Below are 25,401 nucleotides of genomic sequence, written 5' to 3' on the forward strand. Positions count from 1 at the left end.
CTGTTTTGTTACTTACACTTAACCGATTGTTGAATAACATTTCTTGCATTAGGACCTTCACAAAACAATAAGTCCAATACACTTAAATTGCTGACAAATTCATTACCAAAGAGTTGAGGATACGGGAATGGCACTAAAATTCCATTTTTGTCATAATCAACTTTGGGCTGTAACCTGTCACGCATGTCAATAATTTTGTCGGAGTCGGAATATTTGGCATACTCGTCTGTCAGACTGATTTCCTTTTTTATTCCTAAAAGCTTGAACAACACCTTCAGCAATGAGAGGTTAAACTCAAAAAGCGTCGTTTGCTCCCCAAAAAACACAGGCTCAAGAAAGTCGATATAATGTTCAAAAAATGGGGCTTTACCATAAGCTGTTTTAATGGAACGCCAGTGAATTTTTCGCCACTGCTGGCGATCATCCAAAAGAATTTTCTGAATATGATGTCTTTTATTTCCAGCCACCATGGGGATGGTCAAATCACGTACCCCCTGCGATGTAAGAATACGGCAACGGTTACGGTAGGTTTGTTTACTGAAGTTTTCTTGTGCTTCGATCAGCAACTTTTCCGATTGAATAATTGCGGCGAAATATTCTACAGAAGGCAGGTAATGCAAATCAAGTAATACCTCCTTGTTCTGTAAATCAAACATTGTTTATTTTTTAAATGATTAAACATACTGGGAAAGATCTCCCAATCCCTCCCTGATCACCTCAAGTTCACCATTGGTGGTGTCCACCACCGTTGAGGCGACATTATTCCCGTAGCCACCATCAATCACAATATCGACGAGGTTGGCATATTTTTCATAAATCAACTCGGGGTCGGTAGTGTATTCAAGTACTTCGTCATCATCAAGCACCGAGGTGGTAATGATCGGGTTCCCGAGTTCTTTCACTATTGCCCTTGGGATGTTATTATCGGGAATTCTGATACCCACCGTTTTTTTCTTGGCTGAAATAATTTTCGGCACTTGGTTATTGGCAGGAAACAGGAAAGTAAATGGCCCTGGCAGTGTTTTTTTCAACACCTTAAATACAGGTGTCGGGATCGAACGTGTATAAGCGGAAATATCACTGATGTCGTAACAGATGAATGAAAGACGGGTTTTATTGGCTTTTACCCCTTTAATTCTACAGACCCGATCAATGGCCTTTGCATTGTTGAAATCACATCCTATACCATATACAGTATCTGTAGGGTAGATGACCACAGCGCCATTTCTAATGGCTTTCACCACTTCAATAATCTTGCGTTCATCAGGGTTTTCTGGATATAATCGTATAAGTTCTGCAGCCATAAATTTAAGTGATTAAAATTTTTATTATTATTGCAAAAGTATGAAAAGAACAAAAATCATAGCCATTGCCCTCATTGTAGGTTCAATGCTCAGTGCTACTTTTTTATTTTATGGATATCAACTTTTGAAATCCCCCAACATTTTGGTGGGAAAAAAAAGCCCTGAATATATCTACATCAAATCAGGAGATACTTTCAAGGATTTGCAGAATCAATTGTTCGACCGTAAGATCGTGAATGATGCTGTGGCATTTAGCTTTGTGGCCAAGCTGATGGATTTAGATAAAACCCTAAAACCTGGACGCTATAAACTAAAGCCTGACATGAACAACCGAGCGGCAATTGCCACTTTTCGCTCAGGAAACCAGGCGCCTGTCAATATTACATTTAACAATTTAAGATTCCTAAAAGATCTGCCCGCTAAATTAGCGGGAAAGTTGGAAATGGACAGCGCAGCCCTTGCTGAGGCGATAAATGATGACTCGATAATGCTGGAGTATGGTTTTGACTCCCTGAATTATAAATCAATGTTTATTCCTAATACTTATACGGTATTCTGGGATATATCGCCGAAGGAATTGCTGCAAAGAATGAATTATGAATATAAGCGGTTTTGGAATGATAGCCGTTTGGCCAAAGCCGACAGCCTTGAACTCACTGCTCAGCAGGTCTCGACTCTGGCGTCAATCGTTTATGCTGAATCCAAAAAATCTGATGAATACCCACGCATTGCTGGCGTTTATTATAATCGACTGAAGCGGGGAATTAAGTTAGATGCTGACCCGACGCTCGTTTATGCCTGGCAGGATTTTACCATTAAGCGGGTTTTGAACAAGCATAAAGTTATTGACAGTCCTTTTAACACTTACAAAAACGCTGGCCTGCCCCCAGGACCGATCAATATGCCATCTATTAAAGCGATTGACGGTGTTTTAAACCTTGAGCATCATAAATACCTTTATTTCTGTGCCAGTGAAGATTTCTCGGGCTATCATAATTTTGCTCGAACACTCACAGAACACAATCGAAATGCGGCAAAATTTCAGCGAGCGTTGAACAAGGCCCGAATATATAAATAAGCAAGTGTGGTCGTCAGTCTATATTGCGACAATCTCAGCTTAAAAGTAAAGTCCATGAATCAAGAAGATCCATGGACTTTTTTTATTTCTTTTTATAGGTGAGCATCAATACGCCTGAAGGGTAATTTTCTGAAGAGACCAAATCAAACCCGGTTTCCTTTACTCCCGACGGAAACAAGGGAATCCCCCCTCCAATAATGGTTGGAATCAGGCAAATCATCATCTCATCGATCAGTTCATGGTTTAGGCAATGTCCAACTAACTGACCTCCCCCGAGTAACCACACATTTTTTTCTCGCTGAATTGAAGTCAGCACCTCTGCGTTCAACTCATTCAACACCATAGTATTTGGCGTCTTCGCCTTATAATCAGCCTGAGTGGTTACAATATAGGTTTGATGCTCAGGGTAAGGCCAGTCCACACCAAAACCCAATATTTCCTCGTACGATTGTCGGCCCATCAGAATCACATCAACGCCGTTCAAAAAATCAGCATAGCCATAATCCAGCTGATCGGGATTTGGTACCGCATAAAGCCAGTCCAGGCTACCATCTTGCCTGGCAATATACCCATCCAATGAGCTGGCAATGTATAATTGTAGTTTGTTCATCTTTTAAAAGCCTGTGTCTCCCATTAATGCTAACAATTCTATTTCAAAAGTCAGGTGCTTACCCGCCAGTGCATGATTTTGATCCAAGGTAACACTGTCGGCAGTCAAGGCCACTACCATTACCTGAAAAGGCTGCCCTTCGGCAGTTTGACCCTGGAGGTTTTTCCCGACCTCCAAAACCATCTCAGCAGGGAGGTTTAAGTTCGCCCTTGGAACCGTTACTACTTTTTGTTCCTCCCGCTCGCCATAGGCCTTTTCAGGGGAGAGGGTTACAGATTTCTTTTCACCAACGGCCATACCAAATACCGCTTCCTCAAATCCACGAATCATTTGCCCAAATCCTAAAGCAAACTCCAGCGGTTCTTTGCCTAAAGAGGTATCGAACACCGTACCATCCTCAAGTTTCCCTGTATAGTGAACTCTGACCAAGTTCCCCTTCTCTGCTACTTCATTCATCATCAAAAAATAAAATAAAAAAAGCCGAGAAGCATCATGCTCCTCGGCTTAAATATCGGAAAAAATCGCTAATTAAGCGATCTCTACTAATTCAATATCAAATACTAAATCTTCGCCAGCCAACTCATGGTTACCATCGATAGTAACTGTCTCTTCAGTCAATTCCAAAACCTTTACAGGGAAAGGCTGCCCGTCAGGACCCTGAGCGTATAGCGTTTGACCAACGGCTACTTCCATGTCCTCAGGAAGAGAAGTACGTGGCATTTGCTGGATCATTTCAGGTCTTGACTCGCCGTATGCTTCTGCACTTGGAATAGTAATTGTTTTTTTATCACCAATAGCCATTCCATGAACTGCTGCATCAAAACCAGGGATCATTTGACCTGCACCAAGTTCAAAAGCCAATGGCTCACGTCCTGCTGAAGAATCAAATTGTGTTCCGTCAGTAAGACGACCTGTATAATGTACTTTTACTTGGTTTCCCTTCTCTGCTACACTCATAGTTGTATATATAATAATTTAAAATTTCATAATTATCCTACACCTTGAACAATAAACGTTCCAAGGTATAATATCGGCCATATTGGCAGGTTAATCCACCTGCTCCATAATAGAGCGGTATGCCAAGGCCTTTTCTCCGAATTTTGCTTTCGATTTTTGCTGAAGTGCTGGTGAAGATTTGGTGATATACTGATTCAAAATCGCTTTTGATTTTGCAAAATACTGACAAACATAAGTCACCCCTTCATTTTGTTTCAAATGGGACATCAGTCGAAAAATCTTATGATCCTCGAAATACCCCGTCGCCATTACTTCGGGCATATGTTCTTCTTTCATCCATTTTAGCCAGGCTTCTTCAATGCCCTCTTCCACCGATATGGTAACGTTATATACTATCATACACTCAGTTTTCTTATTACAATCTTAGGAAACGACAAGGCGTCTCCCCTGCATCAGCCTCTATAGGACCCGCTATTATTAAATACCAAAACACAACGACATTGGTTTATTGAACTCCACAATGCCTGCAAAAAACTCCATTTGCAGGAGATTATTCCGTGAAATCACCTCTTGAAATAGCGTAATTACCATCACTCTTTTGTATTTTTCAGTACAAAACTGCCTAAAATTTTCATAAAATCCATGTCAAGTCATCATATCATCAGAGATAATCAAGAACCCGCTCTACTAATTCTGCAATTAGCCCCCACCGACGAGGCATTTTTAGACCAAATATTGGAGTGGTCGCCAACAGTCATCACCACAACAGACTATTATGAGCGAGTAATCATGCATGGCATTAAAGTGGATTTAGTGGTGGGCCCGCCATCGCCAAATACAGAAAATCAGCCAAACCAAAAACATGATTATTTCAATTCACCCCTATCAGACTACTGGATCAATGACCTCATCAATGAATTGATTCGCAAATCCTATATTGGCTTATATATCTTCGCACCATCGAATTTATGTACGCAAATAGATACAAAAAAAGCACTACCCTTCCAAATTAGCCTGATTGACGAGCAATTTGTATGGAAATTGAGTCATAAACCCATCGACAAATGGTTTAAAGCAGGGCAAAAACTTCAATCAGCTACTGCCGATATTTATCAAAAAGAAAAAATAATCATCAGCAAAAATGGACTATTTGAAGTACCCAATAGTGGAATGGTAAGTATTAAAGCATCTCATGCCTTTTGGTGGGCAGAGTATTTACAGTGATTTAAATAAAGAAATCTTTAAAAACCGTTACCGCTTGCTCAGGCTGAAAAATCACCGATACTACATCAAAACGTATTTGCCCCTTCCAAGCCTTTTTCCGGAGGAAAGCCTCTGCCACGTACTGAATCGCCCGGAACTTTTGGACACTCACCGCTTGTTCGGGGTAACCATACTTGCTGCTATTTCTCGACTTCACCTCTACAAACACAAGAACCCGCTGATCCCACATAATCAAATCGACCTCGTTTCTTCCGTACCTATAGTTCCTTTCTATAAGCCGATATCCTAAATTTTGTAAATGTGATAGGGCAATATCCTCTCCTATCCGCCCAAAATGTGTATTTTTGTTTTTTGTAGTGTCCTGCATATTACAGCTATATCAAAAGAGACAAACCATGAATCCGAAAATAAATAAACAAGTACAATTCAAGCATTTGGGACTGATCGATTATCAGGAAGCCTGGGATTACCAGGAAGAGGTTTTTAAAAACACTGTTGACCTGAAAATTGCCAATCGGAAGCTTGAGGAGTCTGCTCAAAAAATCACCGAAAACTTCCTGCTGTTCTGTGAGCACCCACATGTTTATACTTTAGGTAAAAGCGGAAAGCCAGAACATTTGTTGCTGAATGACGAACAGCTGAAAGAAAAATCAGCAACTTACTACAAAATCAACCGTGGTGGGGATATCACTTACCATGGCCCTGGGCAGATTGTGGCGTATCCTATTCTGGACCTGGAGAACTTCTTTACCGATATCCATAAATATATGCGATATATGGAAGAGGCCGTAATTATGACTTGTGCTGATTACGGGATAAAAGCTGGTCGAGTAGATGGCCTGACAGGTGTTTGGATTGGTTTTGAGGAGATGGAAAACCCGCGTAAGATTTGTGCCATGGGCGTAAAATCCAGTCGGTGGGTAACCATGCACGGTTTGGCATTCAATGTGAATACACAAATGGAATACTTCAAAAATATTGTCCCTTGTGGTATTTCAGACAAAGCCGTTACCTCTTTGGCGCAAGAATTGAATATGGAAATGGACATGAAAGCGGTCGAAGAAAAGCTAAAGCGCCATCTTGCTACCGTATTTGAAATGGAATTAATTTAATTAAGCATGAAAAAGGATATTCAGGTACCTGCTGTGGAAGGAGTCAGCATGGCCGTCGTAAAAAATATTATTGAAGGCGAGGCTGCCTATCATGTATTTTTAATCAATCATAACCAGTACGACCTCGATACGGTAATCATCAATTCGCAGGGTTTTGGTAAAGGAAATGATGGAAAGGAACAAAAAACCTCACAGCTGCGTCACATTATTCAATCATTGAAAGCGGAATCTGCAGCCAAAGTGGAGCTTATCAGCCCAGAGGTTTTTCACCTGAACAACCAATACTGGATCAGCTTTTTCCATGACGGTAAAATGCTCGACAAAAAGTTCATTTTCGAGGCTAACAGCATTAAGGAGCGTAATTTCAGAACCATTAAGCACCTAAATGCAGAAGGTATTGAAGTCAAGTAACTTAATTTAAAGTCTACAAAAAAAGGGATCAGCCGTTGTGGTTGATCCCTTTTTTTATACAGATGCTATTTTCGTTTTTTACTGTCGTAAATCGTCCTGCCTCGCTTATCCCATTCTTTTTCCATATAAGGGACAAACTTCTCATCAAAAGGATTTTTACGGTAAACAATAACCCGCTTTCGGCGATTTCCCACACCGTAATAGGAAGTCCACTTTCCTACTTTTCGCCCCTCAGAATATTTACCTCGAACAGCCAAAGCGCCACTTTCATAAAAACGGTAATATTCACCTTCCACTTTGCCATAACTGATCGGGATTACTTCTTTAACTTTCGTGCGGGCGCTGTCATAATAGGAGAGCCTTGACTCTTTCAACCATCCGTGAAAGTATTTCTTTTTGTCCTGAAGAATATCTTTGCCATCGGTTCTGGTCCAACGGCCATTCTTCACGCCATAATAAAAAATGCCTTCTTCAAGCACCTGATCCCCCTTCATGAGTTTGTAAGGGCCATGCAATAATCGGCCATATTCCCAATTGATATTTCGTGAATCTTTGATCTTCCCACTTCGAAAATCAATCCAAAATAAATCAGGAATATACTTGCTCACCTTATCAGGCATCGGCTCTTTAATATAATGGAATTGTTCTATTCTCGCATCATTACCAAAACCTCTTCGGGTAAAGCCTTTTTTGGTTTTTATACCATAGAAAACGTTCTTTTTCTTTTTCTTCTTAATCTTGGTACCAACGTTCGGATCCTTCACCTCCTCATCACTCGACAAACTAAGCGTTACTGGCTGGTATTGACTAAGGTTGAAATCCTCATCCTGTGCATGCGTAACAGTACTATGAAGCACCAATACGGATAGCATAAATATAATTTTGAACAGGTGGTTAGTCATAAAAATGATGTGCGAAGTTTGGTATTGAGTAGCAACTTAAAAAATAAATCATTGCCAAAAACTAAAATTATCAATTTTTAAGGCAAAAGAAAAGCCGACGAAAGGTCGGCTTTTCGCATTCTTGTATTTTGAACTAAAAATTAGTCTTCCAAAACAATATTCACTGATCTCTTGATGAAGTTTGTCAGGTCTTCACCTTTCAGCATGTTCTGAGAAAGCTTCGCCAAGTCAATCGCTTGCTTTGCCAAATTAGCCTTTTCAGCCTCATCGGTAGATTTCAAAATCTTTTGGATAATTCCGTGGTTAGCATTTACCGACAAGTTGAACATGTCTGGCATACCACCCATCATCATCATTCCGCCACCACCATTAGCTTGCATATCTTTCATACGACGCATAAATTCTGGGCGAGTAATAATTACAGGCAGGTCATCGGTGCCTAAAGAATCTACCGATACCGTATAGCTTTTATCATCTACCACCTGTTCGTAAAGTTCTTTTACTGACTTCGACTCATCTTCAGAAAGTACACTTTCTTTCTTTTCGTCTTTGTCAATCAATTTATCTACAACATCAGCATCTACACGCTTAAATGTGGTCTTCTCCAGCTTTTGCTCAACACCATTGATAAAGTGGTTATCGATCATGGTATCCATTTTCACCACGTCGTAACCTTTTTGTTTGGCGGCATCGATAAAAGCAAATTGCTCATCAAGATCTGTGGCATAAAGCACCACCAAATTACCGTCTTTATCCGTTTGTGTAGCAGCAAACTGCTCTTTGTATTCCTCAGTTGTGCGGAATTTACCGTCAGTAGATTCCATCAAAGCAAATTTCTTTGCCTTATCATAGAACTTCTCGTCAGAGATCATTCCGTATTTCACAAACAAACCGATGCTTTCCCACTTTTGCTCGTAGTTCTCACGATCGTTGCGGAATTGCTCATTCAATTTGTCAGCAACCTTTTTAGTGATGTAGTTACTGATTTTTTTCACGTTACCGTCAGACTGTAAGAAAGAGCGAGAAACGTTCAAAGGAATATCTGGAGAATCGATGATTCCGTGCAATAACTGCAAAAATTCAGGTACGATATCTTTTACCTCATCAGTAATAAATACCTGGCGCGAGTAAAGGTGGATTTTGTTTTTGTTGATATCAAAATCGTTCTTCACTTTAGGGAAATACAACACCCCTGTTAAATTGAATGGATAATCTACATTCAAGTGAATCCAGAACAATGGATCTTCACCCATTGGATACATTTTCTTGTAGAACTCCAGGTAATCCTCGTCTTTCAAGTCTGATGGAGATTTTACCCAAATCGGTGCATCGGCATTAATAACATGCTCCTTCTCGATGGTTTTATCTTCTCCTTTTTCATCCTTTACAGGATTTCCCTCTTCGTCTTTTACCGTTTCGGTATCAGTACCGAAAGCAATCGGAATAGGTAAGAATTTACAGTATTTATCAAGAATCTGACGCAGGCGGAACTCTTCCAAAAACTCTACAGAGTCGTCGGCTACATGAAGTACAACCTCGGTACCACGCTCTGCCTTCTCTACTTCAGAAATTTCATAAGACGTCGAGCCATCACAAGTCCATTTTGTTGCAGCACCACCTGTATGCGATTTCGTGATGATGTCTACCTCTTTAGCCACCATAAAAGCAGAGTAGAAGCCTAAACCGAACATTCCGATCAAGCTGCCTTCTTCGCCTGTTTCTTTGTATTTCTCTACAAATTCAGTCGCTCCAGAAAAAGCGATCTGATTAATATATTTTTTAACTTCCTCAGAAGTCATCCCGATTCCTCGGTCTTGGATTGTAATCGTTTTTGCTTCCTTATCAACCGCTACGCGAACTGTCAAGTCACCTAATTCACCAGTAAACTCTCCGATCGTGCTCAATTTTTGGAGCTTTTGAGATGCATCAACTGCATTGGACACCAACTCTCTCAAAAAGATCTCATGATCTGAGTACAAGAACTTCTTGATAATTGGGAAAATATTCTCGGTATGGATAGAAATTGAACCTTTCTCTTGCATGACCTTTCTAAATTTTAAAGTTAACGTCTGAATTTTTTACAGTTCTGTTATTTCAAATTCTATTCCATTTCGGCACACACGAAATTTTGACACGCTTTCCGTCATTTTGACCGAAACCATGACTATTCAGGCTGACCTCTTACCAACCCATTGCAGTGCCATTATGACCGATCAGTACATTTTTGCGCATAATCTTACATAAGCTCTGTTGGAGTTCAACCTTTTTTTACCCCATCTCGTCATTTTTTATATAATTTTCTTAACAAGATTATATTATTGAGCGTAAGCTTTAAAGAATTATTCCTATTTTATTGCTTAATAAATATAATTGAGATTGTCAATTCAATGAATTATCTTACTTATTCATAAAATTGAGCTAAATTGATATTCACTATATTGTTTTTATAAACAAATTTTTCAAACATCCCCCTCACTTAGAATAACTCTACTAATGGCTAAGTTAAAAAACATCATTCGGCAACTTTCAGAAAAAGACTTCAATGCAGTTTATGTATCGCTCATTGACAGTAACGCTGAAAAGTCTGCCTACCTGTTAAAGTCCATGAGGGAGAAGTCTGTTTCAGATACAAAAATAATGGAGGAGTTGGAGGTAAATACCAACGCTTATTATACACTCCGATCCAGACTCAATCAAAAGATTGAAGAATACTTGCTTCAGCAGATGGAGAATCCTCGAACTGATATCCTGAAGAAAGTTGCCAACATCAATGAGATCATCTTTACCAAAAAGCGGGCAATTGCCATTGCGACCTTAAAGAAGCTTGAGAAGGAGTTGTTGGATTATGATTTGTCAAATGAATTGACGGTTGTATATAAGTCTCTGAAAAAGCTTCAAGTTCAAAGCCCTGATTACTTCACCTACTCTCAACTTTATAACCGCCATGTGGCTTATATGCTCGCCGTAGATAAGGCTGAGGATATGGTGGCTGACTATTTCAAAAAATATGGTCATTTCACTCTTACGGGTGATGAAACGGATAAACTACAGCTGAGCCTGATCAATAAAGAGATTTATGCCACCTGTGCACTTTATGAATCGCACCGACTGTTTGTTTACTTCAGTTGTATTAACATTTGGCACCGACTGTTTGTAGAGCCTGATGAGCACCTGCCATCGAACCCTGAAAATGAGCCGCAGGCGATTGAGGACATGTTCCAGAAGATTGATAAAATTTTGGATGAATATCACCTTGATTCCATCTATTATCACCTGAGGATTGTTGTTGAATACCTGAAACTTGAATATTACAGCCATTATAATGTATACCGTAAGGCTGAAAAATATTATGAGGAGGTTAATGAAAGTGTTCCTGTATTGATGAGCAACTACAGCGTATTCACTTACCCTTCGCAATTCCTGTACACCAAGCTGGAGCGTAGTTTACGCATTGGTACTGAAAAAGAGCTGGCGGAGGAGAATGAAGTCATTTTCAATAACTTTCAGCCCGACCTGCAAGACATTCCAGAACTGCTGAACTATGTGGCTTACCGTGCTTTGTGTTGTTATTATGCGGGCAAATATTCCGAAGCATCGCGTTGGATCAACAACCTGCTGAATGAGGTAAGTTTAAAAAAATACCCGATGGCACAACTGGAGATCAAAGTCTTGTTGGCCTTACAGTATTGTTTGATGCGCGATTACGATCTGTTCAATCAGCTTATTAACAGTATTCAGCGACAAATCAGGATTATTGGTAAAGAACATGTAGAGTCCATTATCAATTTCACCAAAGCCCTGAAAGTTTCCATCAGTGACACTAAAAGGCAGAAGGAAACAAAAATTCGAACCATATTGGATAAATACCGCCTAAGTGAGGATAAGGATTATTTCTCACCGACAGGATTAGTAAAAATTGACAACTCGTTTATTTCTAAACTGAGTCGATAAAATATCAAAGCACCTCATAGTAGGTGCTTTTTTTTGTACCTGTATCTTTCTAACTCCGTAAATATAAGCAGACTTCATTCCTTGTCATCTTTAATTTACTTATGAGTAAAAATGTCGCTTTAGTTCTTGGGAGTGGTGGTGCGCGTGGCTTGGCACACATCGGTGTGCTTGAGGCCTTGCTGGATCACGGCTTTAATATCACCTCTATTGCAGGTTCCTCAATTGGTGCTGTCATTGGGGGATGTTATGCCCGAGGCAAAATGCGCGAAGGAAAAGCGTGGTTTGCCGCCCTGGATAAATTTGACCTTTTCAATCTGATCGATTTCACTTTTTCAAAACAAGGACTGGTAAAAGGCGACCGACTTTTTGACAATCTGAAAGAGATTATTGGTGACAAGCTCATTGATGATTTATACATCCCTTACATTGCAGTCGCTACGGATATTCAGCAAAATAAAGAAGTGGTCTTCAGGCATGGGAGTTTACTTACCGCAATGCGTGCCTCAGTAGCGATTCCCTCGTTTATTACCCCATTTTTCTATCATGGCAGGGAACTGATTGATGGTGGTGTAACAAACCCACTACCGATCAACCGGATCCATCGGTTCCCAAAAGATATCTGTATCGCAGTGGACATCAATGCCAACATCCCTTACACACCCGTGATCAGCCAAAGCCTGCCACCACAAGAGCTGTTCGGCTCCGACTCCTATGAGAAAAATATGCGTTCTTTTATCTCTTTCTTCAATAAAACAGCCGACAAGAAGGTGGTGAAGATGGCCGAAACAATCGGTTTTTTGGATATCATCAATCGATCTTTTGACATCATGCAAGATCAGATTTCTGCACACATCATTCAAACTCACCCACCAGATGTGTTGATACAGGTCTCCCGAAAAGCTTGTGGTACCCTGGATTTTTATAAAATTGATGAAATGATTGCCCATGGCCGTGAGGCGACAGAAAAGGCATTACGCGAAAAAAAACTGATTTAAACCAGTGGGGTAATCCCTTTTTTCAGGTCAAATTTCAGTCGATAGAATTGACAAAGCATACGTTTGAGCTCACTGATGGCCGCTTGGTGATTTCCCCGATTTAGAATACAATAGTCGAGTAAGGTCTGATGAAAACGGGTATTGAGTCCAAGCTCAAAGAGCATTTTTGCAAAGCCTTTTTGCCAATCGTCCTGGTACTTTTCTTCCAAGCTGCGGCCATCAAACAAAAATGACAGCTGGTATTCCCCGTTGTTAAATCGGTAAATAGCAGCCATGAGCTGATACACTTCTTCCAGCCCTTCCAAAAAATAATCTTCACAATCTTCCAGACTCCTGACGGTGTCATCTTTAAGTCCTAAAGGATTGTGTAACTGAAGGTAAACCATTCGGCCTTTTTCCACTAATTCTTTCAGCATCTGGTTTAGTTCCTGTTGCTGAATAGCGTATAATTGCTGGTTAAAGTCCGAAGAGAAAAATTTCTGCATGAGTATCTGATTCACGATAATTTGCAAATATATTACTTTTTGCGTTTTATCATTGGATGCAAAGCAACATTAAGGTTTTTTCCATAAAAATGATCGCTGTTGCCGTGCGATGAACTGCTTCGAGCGTGCATCATAACGAATGCCCTGATAAATCATCGGGATCACATCAAGGCCTCCACTGCTGATCACGCCATATTTACCCCGACGGCAGGTCAGCAGCCTGTTGCTGGTCAATGGCTTAATCAAATCAAACTTTGGGGTCAGACGTAAACTCCCTTTATTGTTAATGTAACCATACTTCCCATTCAGCTTCACCAGAAAACCACCCGTATTCATGCGTTCCATTTCGGGGTATAAGGGCTTGACGAGCTCCTGCCCATTCAAATCAACCACACCCCAAAGTCCATCTTTCTGAACCATCGCCAACCCATTTTCATAAGGCTTCACGGCATCGTAATTGGGCTGAAGGACAATCTCCTCTTTCCTGTTCATAAATCCCCAGCCCCCTTTGATATTTACTGGGGCACGATCCTGCATATATGCACCCGCGTGATCATATCGGTTGGCAAGTCGCAATGTGCCATGCATATCAATAAAGCCATACTGATCATCAAGCTTTGCCCCGATAAAGTCCTCGCCAAAAGTTGCATAATGGTGCACTCCTCGCGAAAAAGGGATGACCACCTTTCCGCTATCGTCCAACAGAGCGGCCAGGCCTCCACGATATATCGCATATTTGCCGTGGGTGAGATCAACAAGGCTGTCATAATCCACGAAAAATGTTTTTCTGCCCGCAGTATCAATAAGCCCAATTTTTTGATTGTTTCCGCGCTCAATAAATCCGAGTGGGTGAGTTGTCAGGGCGTTGAAGGTAAAATACACTTCATCGCCATTGGTATTGGTCAGCTTACTCCCAAACTGATCTTTCGAAAACCACATGCCATGTGCCCATTGTATAGGCGTAGGCCGTGGTCTGACGATCCATTCCTCCTTACGGTTGATTACCCCAAATTTATTTAAATACTTCACCAGAAACTGCCCCTGATGCACTTCAATCACATCATCATAACGCGCATAAATCACAGGTTTGTTCGTCGAGTCCGTTACCCCCCAGTATTTACCCTGCTGAAATGCCCACATGCCATTGTTCAGTATTTTCAGACCCTTGTAGGATGCACTGAGTTTTACTCCAGTAGCACTGAAAATCGAAATGCTATTTTTATTCCTGCTCAGTACTACAAAATCCTCTTTGACAAAAACACTGTCAAACCGAAAACGCGTGAGTTGTTCCCCTTCTACAGTAACAAGTGCCAGTTTGTCTTGCTTTCGCGCAACCAACAAATTTGAATTTACAGGAACAAGATGCGGATAAACAATAGAGGAGCTCATTGAACCACTACTGACCACCTGATCAGCATTATTTCGGTGCAATATCGCGCGTGTTTCAGAGATTGGACTGAGGCTATCGCCCATGTATTTTTTCTGTACCTTATTTTGGTCAGAAAGCAAAGTGAGGTCAGCAAAAGGCTCCATCTTCCAATGATCAAGCTCCCACTGAATACTTTTCTTTTCTACAGGAACAGTTACCGTTCCTTCTTTGGTCAGTAAACCAACTGCCCCATTTTTATAGGCCACCAGAGCAGGCCCCACGCTCAGCTTAAGACTATCAAAGGCGAAGTTCGTCAAGAGTTTTCCTTCAAAAGTAGCCAATGCCACTTCTCCGTCGGTATTTTTGACTACCAGTCGGTCGTCGCCCAATTTTTGAATATTCGGATACTGGAAAGGCAACAGTGCCCGACCGTGATCGTCGATAATGCCATAAAAAACATCGCTACCGATCTCTTGCCGAGCTAAGTAGTGGTCTTTTTCATCCAAGGCCCAGAGGTTCACAAAACGGAAGTCAACACTTACCTTACCTTTATCATTCAGTAAGCCGTATTTTTGCTGAAGGGAAAATTTATCACGATAGCTGGCCAATAGAAGACCTTTCTGCCCTACGGGGTAAATACTGTTGAATTTTGCAGGCACAATCTTAACATCCTTGAGGTTTAATACCCCCCAAAGGCCTGCTTCCTGATAACCGATCAGTGAGTTTGGCGTAACCAAAGCAACATTTTTTTCACTCCACCCTAATTGGTCATATTTCGCAGGAATGATCTGATTGCCCTGCGCGTCAATCAATCCGACCTTATTTTGTTTGGTCACCACCTGAAAATTGTCCGCAACAGCGAAACGGTAACTCCCTAACACAAAAACCAATATGAACAGTATTCTTATAAAACTCACTACCTGGAAAAATTCTTAGCCAAAAAAAAGAGGAAGCACAAAAGTACTTCCTCCTTTTAAAGAATGCTAAAATTGACCTCTTAATTCATCATTATTTACGCAAATGAAGTATTAAGCGCATCAAGTCGTGCTTTTAATAATTTATGGTCGATCTGAATTTTATACTTCATGCGCAAATAGCGGTGAATAACCGCAATACTCTTGCGCCTCGACCGATGACTTTTCAGTATTTTATTGATGATATCTTCCATGGGTAGTTCATTTAAGTGTGCTTTATAGTTAAAAACTACGCAATGCACCACTATGTTACAAGCCCTCTTCCAATAAATTACTCTCCTTTAATAGATTTGATGAACTGCTTCCAGGTACCGTTATTCAATAGTGGAATCGAGAACCCCTGATATTGATTGAAATGTTGATTTACCGACTGCTGATAGTTATCCATCGGGGTGGCACTCAGGTTGGATTGGCGGTTCCACATCACGGCACGCTCGCGATTGACATTCCCCATCACGACACGATTTGCCTGCTGATCAGGAAAACGCATTTCGGCAATGGCATCTTTGGCATCTTCTTCCGTAGCGAATGGCAGAACGTCCACGTTGGGCAATACCAGCACATCTGGCTCCAAATGCATGGCAATACTGATATTCGACTGGCGATCTTTTGGGATAATCAGTGCCCGATTGGTGTGGTTCAATGAACTGACAATAATGCTGTCTCCTGCCAAAACGGGCATGGTAAAGTAACCATAGGCATTCGAGGTGGTTCCGCGCCCAGTACTTGGCACAAAAACGTGCACGCCGTTTAGTCCTCGTTCGGTTCCCTGTTCCAGTATCACACCTGAAAACTGAATGATCTGTTGATGTTGGTCGTTGTCAGATTGTGCTTTTGCTTCAGGAATGCCGATCCCCAGCAAGCAAAATGTTAACAACAATAAGATATATCGCATAATAAATCGTTTGAATCGTATTCCTTTTCTCAAAAATATACTTATTTAACAAACTAAACGCAAAAACCTCTCGGTTTCTCTTCAGATTCCGTGATTTAAACCAACAATACCCACCGAATGCGCATAAAAAAAGTAAACCTACCCACGGGAAGCCAGCTCTACAAGGCCCTCAGTGAAGAGGCCCGTTTACGGATATTACACCTCATTTTCAGAAATGGAGAAATGTGTATCAGCGATCTGGAGATTATCCTTGATTTTACCCAAACGAAAACCTCAAGGCACCTGAACTATATGAAACAGGCGGGACTTTTAACCACCCGCAAGCATGACCAGTGGGTTTTCTACTCCATCAAGGAGGCTATGCAAGATATTGTCGGCACTTTACTCAGTATTGTGGAAGGGGACATGCTGCTGGACAAAGATCAGGAAATATTTCAGATCATGTACAGTAACCGTGAGCTGGCGATATATAAAGCACAGCACCTCAGAAGTCGGTATGCACTTCAGTAGCGAAAAAAGCCAGTAACAAAAGATGCTACTGGCTTTTTAATGTTGATCACCTAAAACAGGTGAGCTATTTTTTTTGATTATTAGATTTCATTCACCTGCATGAAGGCCGTCTGAGGGATTGCTCCTCCGTCGTAAATATCATACTTCACTTTGTAGATCATACCATCTTCGAAATCACCAAAGAAACGAGCCTTAAGGATTGCCTCAATTTTCGCATTGATGGTTTCTTCAGTATTATTTCTCATATCAAAGTTAGGGTAACGCTCGCCATTTAGTTTGTAGTCTTCTTCTACTAACTCATAAAGGATTGCGCTTTCAGGCTCATTACCATCCTCTACATCCAACTTCACAACAGTGAATGGATCTGTAATCCAGGTCGATTTTGAGTAATCCTGCTTGTTTTCAGAGAACAGGTAGTTACCGAAAGCAGTCAGCTCCAAACCTTTCCAAACACCTTTTTCAAAGTCCCAGTCTCCGTAATATGCCTGAGCAACCCACATACCATCTTCAACTTGATACTGGATCATTTCCTTTTGTGTACCATAGAATTTGAAGTTGATCGTAATTTCAGACTTCCCATTGGCGATCGAAGAAGATGCCAAGAAAGCAGGAATAAAATCCTCGGTGCTTACAAATCTGCTGAAGTAATAATTTTCTCCAGGCTGATCTTTTTCTGTACCCATTGAAACGTAATCCTGATCGGTCAATACATAGGCATCGTTACCGTTTTCCATTGTACCTTCACCAAAAGTAGCATCCTCGCCCTTTTGCGTCCAGGTACCATCCGTTCCCTTCACCCATGTAGCAAGCTGTGGCTTTGCCATTTGGTAAACCTTATATTGTAAGATTGAGCTCATGCCTTCAACAGCATAAGGATACATATTTTTTAGCAATACTGGCAAATACTTATCTTCCTGCCCAGCACTAACTGTTTTGTATCCTAAACCAAGATTATCGTAATCTTCGTCCGTCAAAACATAGTAGCTATTTTCTTCCAGCTCTTTGGCATTTTCCAATGGTTGCTTTTGGTTAAAGTGAGCCACCACAACCTGCATTTCTTCTCCGTAGAATTTCTTCGTCAGGATTTCAGGCAAGTATTCCGTTGCAGGATACTCTACCGTAAAAGAACCCTGTGCGCCGATGGTATGTACCGACGACAACTGATAATCAGCAGGCGTCAGGATATATTCTTCCATTGCCAACTCACGGGAGCTTTGAAACAATTCACGTTGTGCTTTAAGATCAGCGTGATCAGCCAGATCGTCACGCATTCCCGACAAAGGGTCACAAGCCATGGCCATCAAAAGGATAAGGCCAAATATGAAGTTATATGATTTCATGATTATTCTTATTATTAAGTAAAAGGAGTAAAAAAATTGGCTTAGAACTCTACTTTAAAACCGATAGTGTAAGTTCTACCCATTCCCATATAAGCGTACATCGACATCCAGTCTGCTGCATCTGTTGCATCAGCAATGTATTCGGCATCCAGTACGTTATTAATGTTACCTGAAACAATAGCATCCACTTTACCAATTTTGAAACGGTAGTTGGCTCTCATGTCCAACAATCCGAATGTTGGTAATTTCAAGGCCTGAACACCTTCCATAGCGGCGTCAGTACGTTGTGCAGGATCAAAATAAGTGTAGTTGTTTCCGTTGAATACGTAATCAGCACCCAATTTAAAATCATTGAAGATTTCGTAATCAATTCCCATAGCGGCAGTCAGCTGTGCAGCATTTCCTACTTTCAGGTCTTTGATATAAAGTGTTTCCTGATCACCAATTTGGTTTTGGTTCTGATCGAAGAAAGTTGCATCGACGTTATTGGCCCATCTCCAGTCACCAACAGATCCCATACCTGTTACTGTAATTCGGTGTGTAGGCTTCCAGGTAACATCAGCTTCAACTCCCATATGAACAGCGTTCATTCCCAAAATATTGGCGTAAATATCTTCAGGTAATGGCTCACCACCAGGACCTGGCTGACCCGCACGCTGCGTACGAACCATTGATTTGTTCATCCATTTTGTGTAGTAAGCATTTACGTTTGCTGCAAATGTTTTTGAACGGTAACCGTAACCAATTTCAGCAGAGAAAATACCTTCATTGATCGCCTCGTCGTTCACACGGTTAGTGTGGTTCATAAATACGGCGTTCATCATTGGAGGGCGCTGAAAATAACCTGTATTGAAGAATACATTATGGTGTTGATCCAGATTGTAGTTCACCCCAGATTTGATACTGAAGGTATTCGATCCCTGAAAGTCTGAGATATGTTCTCCTTCTTCATAGTTTCCATAGTCATAACGACGGTAGTTTACCGAAGCTGCTGCTGCGTTTACGAAAGCCGAAAGGTTATCCTTAGAATACTCTAATTGTGAGAATAATGATCCCCAAATCACTTCACCGTCGTTATCATAACCCATTTTATCGCCTACATGCGCGATGTGCTCGGTACGCTGACCGAAAATGTTACGGCTAACAGTAATGTACTCACCACCGATCAAATCATCCAAACGCTGATAGTGCTCACCATAGTAATAACGTACATCAGCACCACCTGTAAAATTAAGGTATTCGTTGATCTCCCAAGATAATGTAGTGATTCCACCATACCAGCTGTGGTTGTTCATAGAGGCAATACGGTAAAGGCTTGACTCTCCGTTTTCGCCATTCTCCTGATAATGTCTTGTGAAATCAATTGGGTTATTTACATTTCCACCCAGGTGATATAGTTCACGGTTATCAGTGATATTCAAACTCTGTCCACCACCATTACCAAATGAGGCGTAAAGAGAAGTTGCGATATTCATTTTTTCATTCAATGTCCAGTAGTGGTTCAAAGAAAGCTGAGGTTTTGAATAGAAGTTTGCACGACCATTATACTCTTCACCGTTCAAATAACCCCAATCCTGGTTGTAACGACGACCATTGTCTTCATAAGTAGAAACCAATTGCTTCGATCTGTTCTGACCGTGCCACTGCTTGGCGCCAAAAGCGTTGAAAGCAACTGTATGGTTTTTATTGATGATCTTAGAAATGTTGGCAAAGTAAGAGTAGCCCTCGAAAGCAGTACCGTCGATATAACCATTACCTACCGTTTTTGAACCCGACAATGTGATTGCCCAGCCATTTGACATCAAACCTGTAGAGGTGGTCATGGCTAATTTTTGGTAACCATCATTACCCATTACGTAACCAATGCTACCACCTGCTTCTGCGTCGGTAGTTTTTGTAAGGATGTTAATTGTACCCCCTGCTGTTGGAACGGCCAATTTCGATGCCCCCATACCACGCTGTACCTGCATGGTTCTTGTTACATCCGACAAACCTGCCCAGTTCGACCAGTAAACGGCACTGTTCTCCATGTCATTAACAGGAATACCGTTGATCATTACAGCAATATTATCGTTTCCGAAACCACGCAAAGTAATACGGGAATCTCCGAAACCACCACCATCATTAGTGGTATACACCCCAGGAGTAGATTTCAGTACCGAAGGAAACTCCGAGTTTCCTAACTTACTTTCCAATTCTTTAGGCGTTACTGTCGAAACAGCTACTGGTGTTTTTCTGTCTTGTGCCACAGAAGCAATAATCTTCACTTCATCCAGCCCGACCGCATCCGATTTCATCATGATTTCGCCAAGGTCGATGGTTGAATTGTTCAACTCAACATCAATTTCTTTGGACAACATTCCAACAAATGAAACAACGATGGTCTGCTTGCCATCAAGCTTTGTTTTCAACTCAAAATCACCATCGATGTTGGTGATTGTTCCGTCTGTTGTTTTCTTGATAATTACGTTGGCACCAATAATTGGCTCATTGGTACTTTCCTCCAAAATATGCCCTTTCAAAAGGGATTGAGCCTGTGCGAATGTTGTAGAGAATAAGACTAACAACATCCCAAAAAGAACGTAAAATTTGTGTTGCATTGAACTTTTATTTGTGAGTTTGCATTAATTACGATCACAAAAGTAAGGCACTCATTATTAGCCTCTAAGTACACAATCACACATTAGTAAATCCCAAACACGCAACAAAAACCACGAAAATCAATACAATTAACTCATAATCAATATATTGTATTAATATATTGGTAAATAATTAAAATACGGCTTTACGTGTTATTTAATTATTACCATAAAATAAACAACAACACAAAACACGATCGCAACAGATTAAAACTCAACACATTAAAACATAACACCCTAAACACATTGGTACATTAAAGGTATAAATTTAACTGTTTTACATTATTACAATAACGAATCAGCATAACACCAAATCAAAGGGTTAAAAAATGATATTCTAAACGCAAAAAATCATTCACAAACCCCTACTCACGCAAATACAATTACCTTGCAATACTTTTTAAATTTACCATATTGATAAGTCACCCGAACTAATTTGACATTATAACAAATACGCCTTCATTTTAGGTGCCAAAAATAGCAATTCATTAAGACTGCTGCGTCAGCAACAATCGACTAAAAAGTATACCTCAACCCAAGCTGTGCCTGCCACCTTGCGCTATTCACGCCACTGTCGTCGACATCCCAGATATCTCCATTTGGCGCATCAAAAATAAATGATGGCTGATCCGTTCCTTCGCCACCCACAGACCGAATCAACTGATAATTCCCAAACTGAACAAAATATCTTCGTCCCCAATCTTTGTTAAGAAAATTGGTGAAATTGAAAATATCAAAAGAAACTGTCAGGGTATGCTGCTTATTATTTTTTGTTTTGATGAAGAATTCTTGCGCCAGTTTCAGGTCCATTGTAAAGGTAAATGGAAGGCGATCACCATTTCGTTCGGCATACTGCCCCCTTCGCTCCGACAGATAGTCGTCATTCCGAATATAGGTATCCAAAGCCTGCCATTGTTCTTCGGCAGTAATAACCCTCCCGCCAGATTGATAATCGATCAAGTTTATTTCTGAAATATCCCTCGGAACATAAATCAGGTCTGAAGCCGTAGAGGCTGAACCAGGGTCATCATTGGACAATTGCCCCGTGCCTCGGAGTGTGTTCCCGTTGGCATCCGTTACCCGACCGCCGCCATACACATAGGAAAACCGTCGTCCTGATTCGGCAGTCCCGAACAATGAAACCGTTGTGGCCATACTCTTCAGGTATGCCTTGCGGTAGGTTACAAAACCAACAATCCGATGCCCCGGGTCAAAGTCTGAAAATGCCAGGTCGAGGTTATTCTTACCGTTTACGTTTTCTGTAAACCTCCACTGCGATGAGTTCTGAGAGGAGGTGGCATCGGTAAGGGATTTCGTTTGGCCAAAAGTGTAAGACAGGCTCCACGCCAAACCAAAATCTGTATTCTGCTTTATAGTGGTCGATATATTATAGGAGTAACCTACGGAAGTATTTTCTGCCACGATAATATCTGTATAGCGGGGGTCCAGTCTATTTTCCCGATCGTAAAATGGGCGGGTATCACCAGGCCCTGCCAGATTACCTTTTGGGGTGGGCGCCACATTATAGTTTTTCACCAGAATATCGTTGAGGGTTTTGGTGTACATCAGCTCGACAGTAGCCACTAAGCCTGCAGGCAATTTTTGATCAATCGCTAAATTAGATCGCCATACCTGGGGTAATTTGAAATCGTCTCTAAATAAATCCATTTGCCCTGAAGGTTCATTGCTGATAGGGCCTGTGGGTGGCTGATTGTTCACATCGGGAATAAAAAGCTGCGAACGCTCCGAAATAGAGCCGATTTCCTGGCCATTATTGGTGTAGGCGCCTCCAAGCCAAACCAAGGGCACCCGGCTGTTGAATATACCCGTTCCACCACGAATCTGCGTGCGCTGATCACCAAACACGTCATAGTTAAAACCTACCCTCGGCGCAAACAATGGGCGCACTTTAAACAAATCCCCAGAACGAATTCCGTTGGTATCCCAGCCCGCCTGCTGAAGCAAAGGAATGGTTTCATTATTAAATTGTTCATTCGCTTTTGGTGTATCCGTGTATACGGGAATGTCTATCCGTAATCCAGCGGTAATTTTCAGCTGATCATTGACCTCGATTTCATCCTGTGCATAAAAGCCCAACTGAAAAGCGGTAAAATCGGCCACTGCCGTATTGGCTCCACCGACAGCCGAGGGGTTGTCAATAGAATAACTTCGATTGTACTGCACCACCAAATCAGGATCAGCATCACCATTCAGAAAATCTTGCACGGAGTTATATTGGTAGTCACCAAAATTCTGCCGAACAAACAAGTTGAAAATCTTATAAAACTCATTATGCGTCCCCACCGTGATGGTGTGTCTTCCCCTGAATATCGAAAAATTGTCGGTGAGGGTAAAAACATCTTGCTTCAGGATGTTTGCTGCTGCAAAAGGGTCACTTCCCAATGAAATACGCGCTGCGCCATCATTAATAGATACCGATGGAAAAGGGTCGCCAAGTACCGAACGATCATCCTCCACATGGGTATAACCCAATATCAGATTATTGGAAAATTTACTGCCGAAGTTACTGTTGATCTCCAAGGCCGAAGAGTTGGTTGTGGATGGAAACAATCGCCCATTGTTAAAGTAATTGATCCTGTTATTGCTCGATCGCCCTGGCTGTGTCGCTTCGCCATGGGTATAACTGTGCCGTACGGTCAGCTTATGATTCCTATTAATATTGTAATCTAAACGGATCAGGAATTTCTCCCCCTCCAGGCGGGCGGTATTATTCCTGAAGCCTCCAGGATCGTAACCATATTTGGTAATCAGGCTCTGGCGTAAAGCATCCAAACCTGCAGCGCCTACATCACCAGCATAACCCGCAGGATCGTAGGGTTGTGGGGTTTCGTCGCGCTGAATTTCCACATTGGCAAAGAAAAATAGCTTGTTCTTAATGATCGGTCCGCCCAATCTTGCGCCATAAGTCTGTGCCGTAAAATCCGCCAAAGATTGTCGTTCTACATCAGGATTATCGGTAGGGGTTTTTCCTGCCAACCGCTGATTCCTGAACAACCAGTAAGCAGAACCCTCAAATATATTCGACCCACTGCGGGTAACGGCGTTAATACCACCACCAGCAAAACCTCCCTGGCGCACATCAAAAGGCGCAATAACGACCTGAAACTGCTTAATGGCATCAATACTGATTGGGGAAATTCCTGCCTGCCCTCCATTGGTTCCCCCTGAGGAGAGGCCATAGACATCGTTATTTACTGCCCCGTCAATAAAAATGGCATTATAGCGATTATTAGCCCCTGCAATGGAAATCCCGCCATTTTCAAGCTTGGCCTGTGGTGTCAGTCTGGTAAAATCATTCAAATCCCGTGAAACCGTCGGTAAAGATTCAATGCTTTTGGTGCCCACCACCGTTTGGGCTCCAGTACGGTTGCCATCAAAATCATCCTCCGCTGATGCCTTCACCTCCACCCCTTCAAGGGTTTTTACATCTTCGCCAAGTTTCACATTCTCTTTCAGGGTTTGCCCCAAAGTGAGGTACAAGCCCTCTTTGATATAATTACCATAGCCGACAAAGGACACCTTCAGGGTGTAAGGTCCTCCTACGGACATGCCATTAATACGATAAAAACCATTAAAATCTGCCGTACTCCCATACTCTGCCCCCGTCTGGGTGTCGGTCGCAATCACCGTGGCACCTGGTAAGGCTTCCCCTGCCGAATCGGTAACCCTTCCATTCAAAGAGGAAGTGGTGGATCCCTGCCCAAAAGCATTACAAATCAGCAACAGGGGCAGCAAAATGCTCAATAGCAGTTTCGAGGTGCAGGTCATCATCTTTACATGAATTTGGTTCGACTTTCTAACATCCCAAATTTAATTTCGTTAGCAGATCCCCGAAAAAATTTACCCCTACCAATAAATCCTCTCCAATCCTTTACATCTTAAACAGATTTAGTACATTTCAAGCACCATTTGTTTTCCCCTAACTTTCGTCAGAAAAAAGACATGAAGTAATTCATTCATATTTTTGATTAATCACAGACACTTCATGATCTTTGGTGAAATAAAGCATAAATCATGGAAATAAAACCAACCAAAATTGAAGGGCTTGTCGAAATTCAACCTGACGTGTACGGTGATGCGCGTGGTTATTTTTTGGAGTCTTTCCACGAAGATAAATACGCTGCCATTGGCATTAAGGAGCACTTTGTTCAGGACAACCAATCTTTTTCTACCAAAGGTGTGTTAAGGGGTTTGCACTTCCAGAAAGCACCTTACGCACAGGGCAAGCTTGTCAGGGTGGTGATGGGAAAAGTGCTCGATGTGGCTGTGGATCTAAGACCCGACTCCCCGACTTTCGGCCAGTACGACACCTGTATCCTCGATGCCGAAAAGCACAATCAGTTTTATGTACCTCCAGGTTTTGCTCATGGATTTTTAGCCCTCGAAGACTGTGTATTCAGCTACAAATGTACGGGCACTTATCACAAAGCTTCCGAATCGGGCATCATTTATAATGACCCTGAACTGAATATTGACTGGGGAAGTGACCTGATCGAAAATCCAACCATTTCCGAAAAAGATCAAGTATTACCTTCCTTCGCCGCTTACCGCGACAGCTTATAATTTACAGGAAATATAGAAAAAGGGCTTTCATTCAAGGGGTGAAAGCCCTTTTTGTGTTTAT

The 25,401-nt window shown here is 41.5% G+C and carries 24 protein-coding genes; 8 read left to right on the forward strand and 16 right to left on the reverse strand.

The annotated features are described in order from the left end of the window. Positions 1–8 precede the first annotated feature (8 nt). Both AABK40_RS12080 and AABK40_RS12085 read right to left on the reverse strand, forming a co-directional pair. Positions 9–656 (reverse strand): WbqC family protein, encoded by a 648-nt coding sequence (locus AABK40_RS12080; RefSeq protein WP_332921339.1) that lies wholly within the window; start codon positions 654–656, stop codon positions 9–11. 18 nt (positions 657–674) lie between these two features. Continuing rightward, positions 675–1,304 (reverse strand): L-threonylcarbamoyladenylate synthase, encoded by a 630-nt coding sequence (locus tag AABK40_RS12085; RefSeq protein WP_332921340.1) that lies wholly within the window; start codon positions 1,302–1,304, stop codon positions 675–677. 40 nt (positions 1,305–1,344) lie between these two features. On the opposite strand from AABK40_RS12085, the gene mltG reads away from it, so the two are divergent. Then, positions 1,345–2,382, forward strand: a complete 1,038-nt coding sequence (mltG, locus tag AABK40_RS12090) for an endolytic transglycosylase MltG (RefSeq protein WP_338397161.1) — start codon at positions 1,345–1,347, stop codon at positions 2,380–2,382. 82 nt (positions 2,383–2,464) lie between these two features. On the opposite strand, the gene AABK40_RS12095 is transcribed toward mltG, so the two are convergent. The 4 genes from AABK40_RS12095 to AABK40_RS12110 form a co-directional block, all read right to left on the reverse strand. Then, positions 2,465–2,992, reverse strand: coding sequence for a dihydrofolate reductase family protein (locus AABK40_RS12095; protein WP_338397162.1), 528 nt, complete (start codon positions 2,990–2,992; stop codon positions 2,465–2,467). 3 nt (positions 2,993–2,995) lie between these two features. Beyond that, complete coding sequence (locus AABK40_RS12100; protein WP_338397163.1) at positions 2,996–3,451, reverse strand: FKBP-type peptidyl-prolyl cis-trans isomerase; 456 nt, start codon at positions 3,449–3,451, stop codon at positions 2,996–2,998. 69 nt (positions 3,452–3,520) lie between these two features. Continuing rightward, complete coding sequence (locus tag AABK40_RS12105) at positions 3,521–3,949, reverse strand: FKBP-type peptidyl-prolyl cis-trans isomerase (protein ID WP_332921344.1); 429 nt, start codon at positions 3,947–3,949, stop codon at positions 3,521–3,523. 90 nt (positions 3,950–4,039) lie between these two features. Continuing rightward, on the reverse strand, positions 4,040–4,348 hold the full coding sequence (locus AABK40_RS12110; RefSeq protein WP_332921345.1) for a DUF4286 family protein: 309 nt from the start codon (positions 4,346–4,348) through the stop codon (positions 4,040–4,042). 243 nt (positions 4,349–4,591) lie between these two features. On the opposite strand from AABK40_RS12110, the gene AABK40_RS12115 reads away from it, so the two are divergent. Further along, positions 4,592–5,173, forward strand: coding sequence for a hypothetical protein (locus tag AABK40_RS12115; RefSeq protein WP_338397164.1), 582 nt, complete (start codon positions 4,592–4,594; stop codon positions 5,171–5,173). Between the two features lies 1 nt (position 5,174). On the opposite strand, the gene AABK40_RS12120 is transcribed toward AABK40_RS12115, so the two are convergent. Further along, a complete protein-coding gene (locus tag AABK40_RS12120; protein WP_338397165.1) occupies positions 5,175–5,540 on the reverse strand; it encodes a YraN family protein in 366 nt (121 codons plus the stop codon). Positions 5,541–5,568: 28 nt separating this feature from the next. Between AABK40_RS12120 and lipB the strand changes: the two genes are divergently transcribed. Next, complete coding sequence (gene lipB / locus AABK40_RS12125; protein WP_338397166.1) at positions 5,569–6,285, forward strand: lipoyl(octanoyl) transferase LipB; 717 nt, start codon at positions 5,569–5,571, stop codon at positions 6,283–6,285. 6 nt (positions 6,286–6,291) lie between these two features. After that, entirely contained in the window at positions 6,292–6,696 is a 405-nt protein-coding gene (locus tag AABK40_RS12130) for a hypothetical protein (protein ID WP_338397167.1), read from the forward strand. Positions 6,697–6,761: 65 nt separating this feature from the next. On the opposite strand, the gene AABK40_RS12135 is transcribed toward AABK40_RS12130, so the two are convergent. Then, complete coding sequence (locus tag AABK40_RS12135; protein WP_332921350.1) at positions 6,762–7,568, reverse strand: toxin-antitoxin system YwqK family antitoxin; 807 nt, start codon at positions 7,566–7,568, stop codon at positions 6,762–6,764. Positions 7,569–7,738: 170 nt separating this feature from the next. Then, positions 7,739–9,640 carry a molecular chaperone HtpG gene (gene htpG, locus AABK40_RS12140; RefSeq protein ID WP_332921351.1) on the reverse strand — a complete coding sequence of 634 codons (1,902 nt, stop codon included), beginning with the start codon at positions 9,638–9,640 and terminating at the stop codon, positions 7,739–7,741. 451 nt (positions 9,641–10,091) lie between these two features. Between htpG and AABK40_RS12145 the strand changes: the two genes are divergently transcribed. Continuing rightward, on the forward strand, positions 10,092–11,549 hold the full coding sequence (locus AABK40_RS12145) for a hypothetical protein (protein ID WP_332921352.1): 1,458 nt from the start codon (positions 10,092–10,094) through the stop codon (positions 11,547–11,549). Positions 11,550–11,650: 101 nt separating this feature from the next. After that, complete coding sequence (locus AABK40_RS12150; RefSeq protein WP_332921353.1) at positions 11,651–12,544, forward strand: patatin-like phospholipase family protein; 894 nt, start codon at positions 11,651–11,653, stop codon at positions 12,542–12,544. Here the strand turns inward: AABK40_RS12150 and AABK40_RS12155 are convergent. The 4 genes from AABK40_RS12155 to AABK40_RS12170 all read right to left on the reverse strand — a co-directional run bounded on the left by AABK40_RS12155 (position 12,541) and on the right by AABK40_RS12170 (position 16,267). Further along, positions 12,541–13,029 (reverse strand): hypothetical protein, encoded by a 489-nt coding sequence (locus AABK40_RS12155; protein ID WP_332921354.1) that lies wholly within the window; start codon positions 13,027–13,029, stop codon positions 12,541–12,543. The two genes, AABK40_RS12150 and AABK40_RS12155, sit on opposite strands and share 4 nt — an antisense overlap. A gap of 69 nt (positions 13,030–13,098) precedes the next feature. Beyond that, positions 13,099–15,315: a WG repeat-containing protein gene (locus AABK40_RS12160; RefSeq protein ID WP_338397168.1), complete on the reverse strand. Its 2,217-nt coding sequence runs from the start codon at positions 15,313–15,315 to the stop codon at positions 13,099–13,101. A 95-nt stretch (positions 15,316–15,410) separates the two neighbouring features. Beyond that, complete coding sequence (locus AABK40_RS12165) at positions 15,411–15,566, reverse strand: hypothetical protein (RefSeq protein ID WP_332921356.1); 156 nt, start codon at positions 15,564–15,566, stop codon at positions 15,411–15,413. A gap of 77 nt (positions 15,567–15,643) precedes the next feature. After that, on the reverse strand, positions 15,644–16,267 hold the full coding sequence (locus AABK40_RS12170) for a carboxypeptidase-like regulatory domain-containing protein (RefSeq protein ID WP_338397169.1): 624 nt from the start codon (positions 16,265–16,267) through the stop codon (positions 15,644–15,646). Between the two features lie 117 nt (positions 16,268–16,384). On the opposite strand from AABK40_RS12170, the gene AABK40_RS12175 reads away from it, so the two are divergent. Beyond that, complete coding sequence (locus tag AABK40_RS12175; RefSeq protein ID WP_332921358.1) at positions 16,385–16,777, forward strand: ArsR/SmtB family transcription factor; 393 nt, start codon at positions 16,385–16,387, stop codon at positions 16,775–16,777. Positions 16,778–16,857: 80 nt separating this feature from the next. On the opposite strand, the gene AABK40_RS12180 is transcribed toward AABK40_RS12175, so the two are convergent. From AABK40_RS12180 to AABK40_RS12190, 3 genes are all read right to left on the reverse strand, one after another. Beyond that, positions 16,858–18,117 (reverse strand): hypothetical protein, encoded by a 1,260-nt coding sequence (locus AABK40_RS12180; RefSeq protein WP_338397170.1) that lies wholly within the window; start codon positions 18,115–18,117, stop codon positions 16,858–16,860. Positions 18,118–18,158: 41 nt separating this feature from the next. Beyond that, positions 18,159–20,717, reverse strand: a complete 2,559-nt coding sequence (locus AABK40_RS12185; protein ID WP_332921360.1) for a TonB-dependent receptor — start codon at positions 20,715–20,717, stop codon at positions 18,159–18,161. A 555-nt stretch (positions 20,718–21,272) separates the two neighbouring features. Further along, the gene (locus AABK40_RS12190) at positions 21,273–24,548 is read right to left on the reverse strand and encodes a TonB-dependent receptor (protein WP_338397171.1); all 3,276 of its coding nucleotides are present in this window, start codon (positions 24,546–24,548) and stop codon (positions 21,273–21,275) included. A 243-nt stretch (positions 24,549–24,791) separates the two neighbouring features. Here AABK40_RS12190 and rfbC point away from each other — a divergent pair, with 243 nt between their 5' ends. After that, positions 24,792–25,340, forward strand: coding sequence for a dTDP-4-dehydrorhamnose 3,5-epimerase (rfbC, locus tag AABK40_RS12195; RefSeq protein ID WP_332921362.1), 549 nt, complete (start codon positions 24,792–24,794; stop codon positions 25,338–25,340). The last annotated feature ends 61 nt before the right edge of the window (positions 25,341–25,401 follow it).

This window comes from Persicobacter psychrovividus, from assembly GCF_036492425.1.
Lineage (GTDB): Bacteria > Bacteroidota > Bacteroidia > Cytophagales > Cyclobacteriaceae > Persicobacter > Persicobacter psychrovividus.

Coding starts and splice junctions, on each gene's coding strand:
- lipB (WP_338397166.1), top strand. CDS start 5,569: ATGAATCCGAAAATAAATAAACAAGTACAATTCAAGCATTTGGGACTG.
- htpG (WP_332921351.1), bottom strand. CDS start 9,640: ATGCAAGAGAAAGGTTCAATTTCTATCCATACCGAGAATATTTTCCCA.
- AABK40_RS12185 (WP_332921360.1), bottom strand. CDS start 20,717: ATGCAACACAAATTTTACGTTCTTTTTGGGATGTTGTTAGTCTTATTC.
- AABK40_RS12110 (WP_332921345.1), bottom strand. CDS start 4,348: ATGATAGTATATAACGTTACCATATCGGTGGAAGAGGGCATTGAAGAA.
- AABK40_RS12085 (WP_332921340.1), bottom strand. CDS start 1,304: ATGGCTGCAGAACTTATACGATTATATCCAGAAAACCCTGATGAACGC.
- mltG (WP_338397161.1), top strand. CDS start 1,345: ATGAAAAGAACAAAAATCATAGCCATTGCCCTCATTGTAGGTTCAATG.
- AABK40_RS12155 (WP_332921354.1), bottom strand. CDS start 13,029: ATGCAGAAATTTTTCTCTTCGGACTTTAACCAGCAATTATACGCTATT.
- AABK40_RS12165 (WP_332921356.1), bottom strand. CDS start 15,566: ATGGAAGATATCATCAATAAAATACTGAAAAGTCATCGGTCGAGGCGC.
- AABK40_RS12150 (WP_332921353.1), top strand. CDS start 11,651: ATGAGTAAAAATGTCGCTTTAGTTCTTGGGAGTGGTGGTGCGCGTGGC.
- AABK40_RS12080 (WP_332921339.1), bottom strand. CDS start 656: ATGTTTGATTTACAGAACAAGGAGGTATTACTTGATTTGCATTACCTG.
- AABK40_RS12180 (WP_338397170.1), bottom strand. CDS start 18,117: ATGAAATCATATAACTTCATATTTGGCCTTATCCTTTTGATGGCCATG.
- AABK40_RS12130 (WP_338397167.1), top strand. CDS start 6,292: ATGAAAAAGGATATTCAGGTACCTGCTGTGGAAGGAGTCAGCATGGCC.
- AABK40_RS12115 (WP_338397164.1), top strand. CDS start 4,592: ATGTCAAGTCATCATATCATCAGAGATAATCAAGAACCCGCTCTACTA.
- AABK40_RS12135 (WP_332921350.1), bottom strand. CDS start 7,568: ATGCTATCCGTATTGGTGCTTCATAGTACTGTTACGCATGCACAGGAT.
- AABK40_RS12170 (WP_338397169.1), bottom strand. CDS start 16,267: ATGCGATATATCTTATTGTTGTTAACATTTTGCTTGCTGGGGATCGGC.
- AABK40_RS12095 (WP_338397162.1), bottom strand. CDS start 2,992: ATGAACAAACTACAATTATACATTGCCAGCTCATTGGATGGGTATATT.
- AABK40_RS12190 (WP_338397171.1), bottom strand. CDS start 24,548: ATGATGACCTGCACCTCGAAACTGCTATTGAGCATTTTGCTGCCCCTG.
- AABK40_RS12175 (WP_332921358.1), top strand. CDS start 16,385: ATGCGCATAAAAAAAGTAAACCTACCCACGGGAAGCCAGCTCTACAAG.
- AABK40_RS12105 (WP_332921344.1), bottom strand. CDS start 3,949: ATGAGTGTAGCAGAGAAGGGAAACCAAGTAAAAGTACATTATACAGGT.
- AABK40_RS12145 (WP_332921352.1), top strand. CDS start 10,092: ATGGCTAAGTTAAAAAACATCATTCGGCAACTTTCAGAAAAAGACTTC.
- AABK40_RS12120 (WP_338397165.1), bottom strand. CDS start 5,540: ATGCAGGACACTACAAAAAACAAAAATACACATTTTGGGCGGATAGGA.
- AABK40_RS12100 (WP_338397163.1), bottom strand. CDS start 3,451: ATGATGAATGAAGTAGCAGAGAAGGGGAACTTGGTCAGAGTTCACTAT.
- rfbC (WP_332921362.1), top strand. CDS start 24,792: ATGGAAATAAAACCAACCAAAATTGAAGGGCTTGTCGAAATTCAACCT.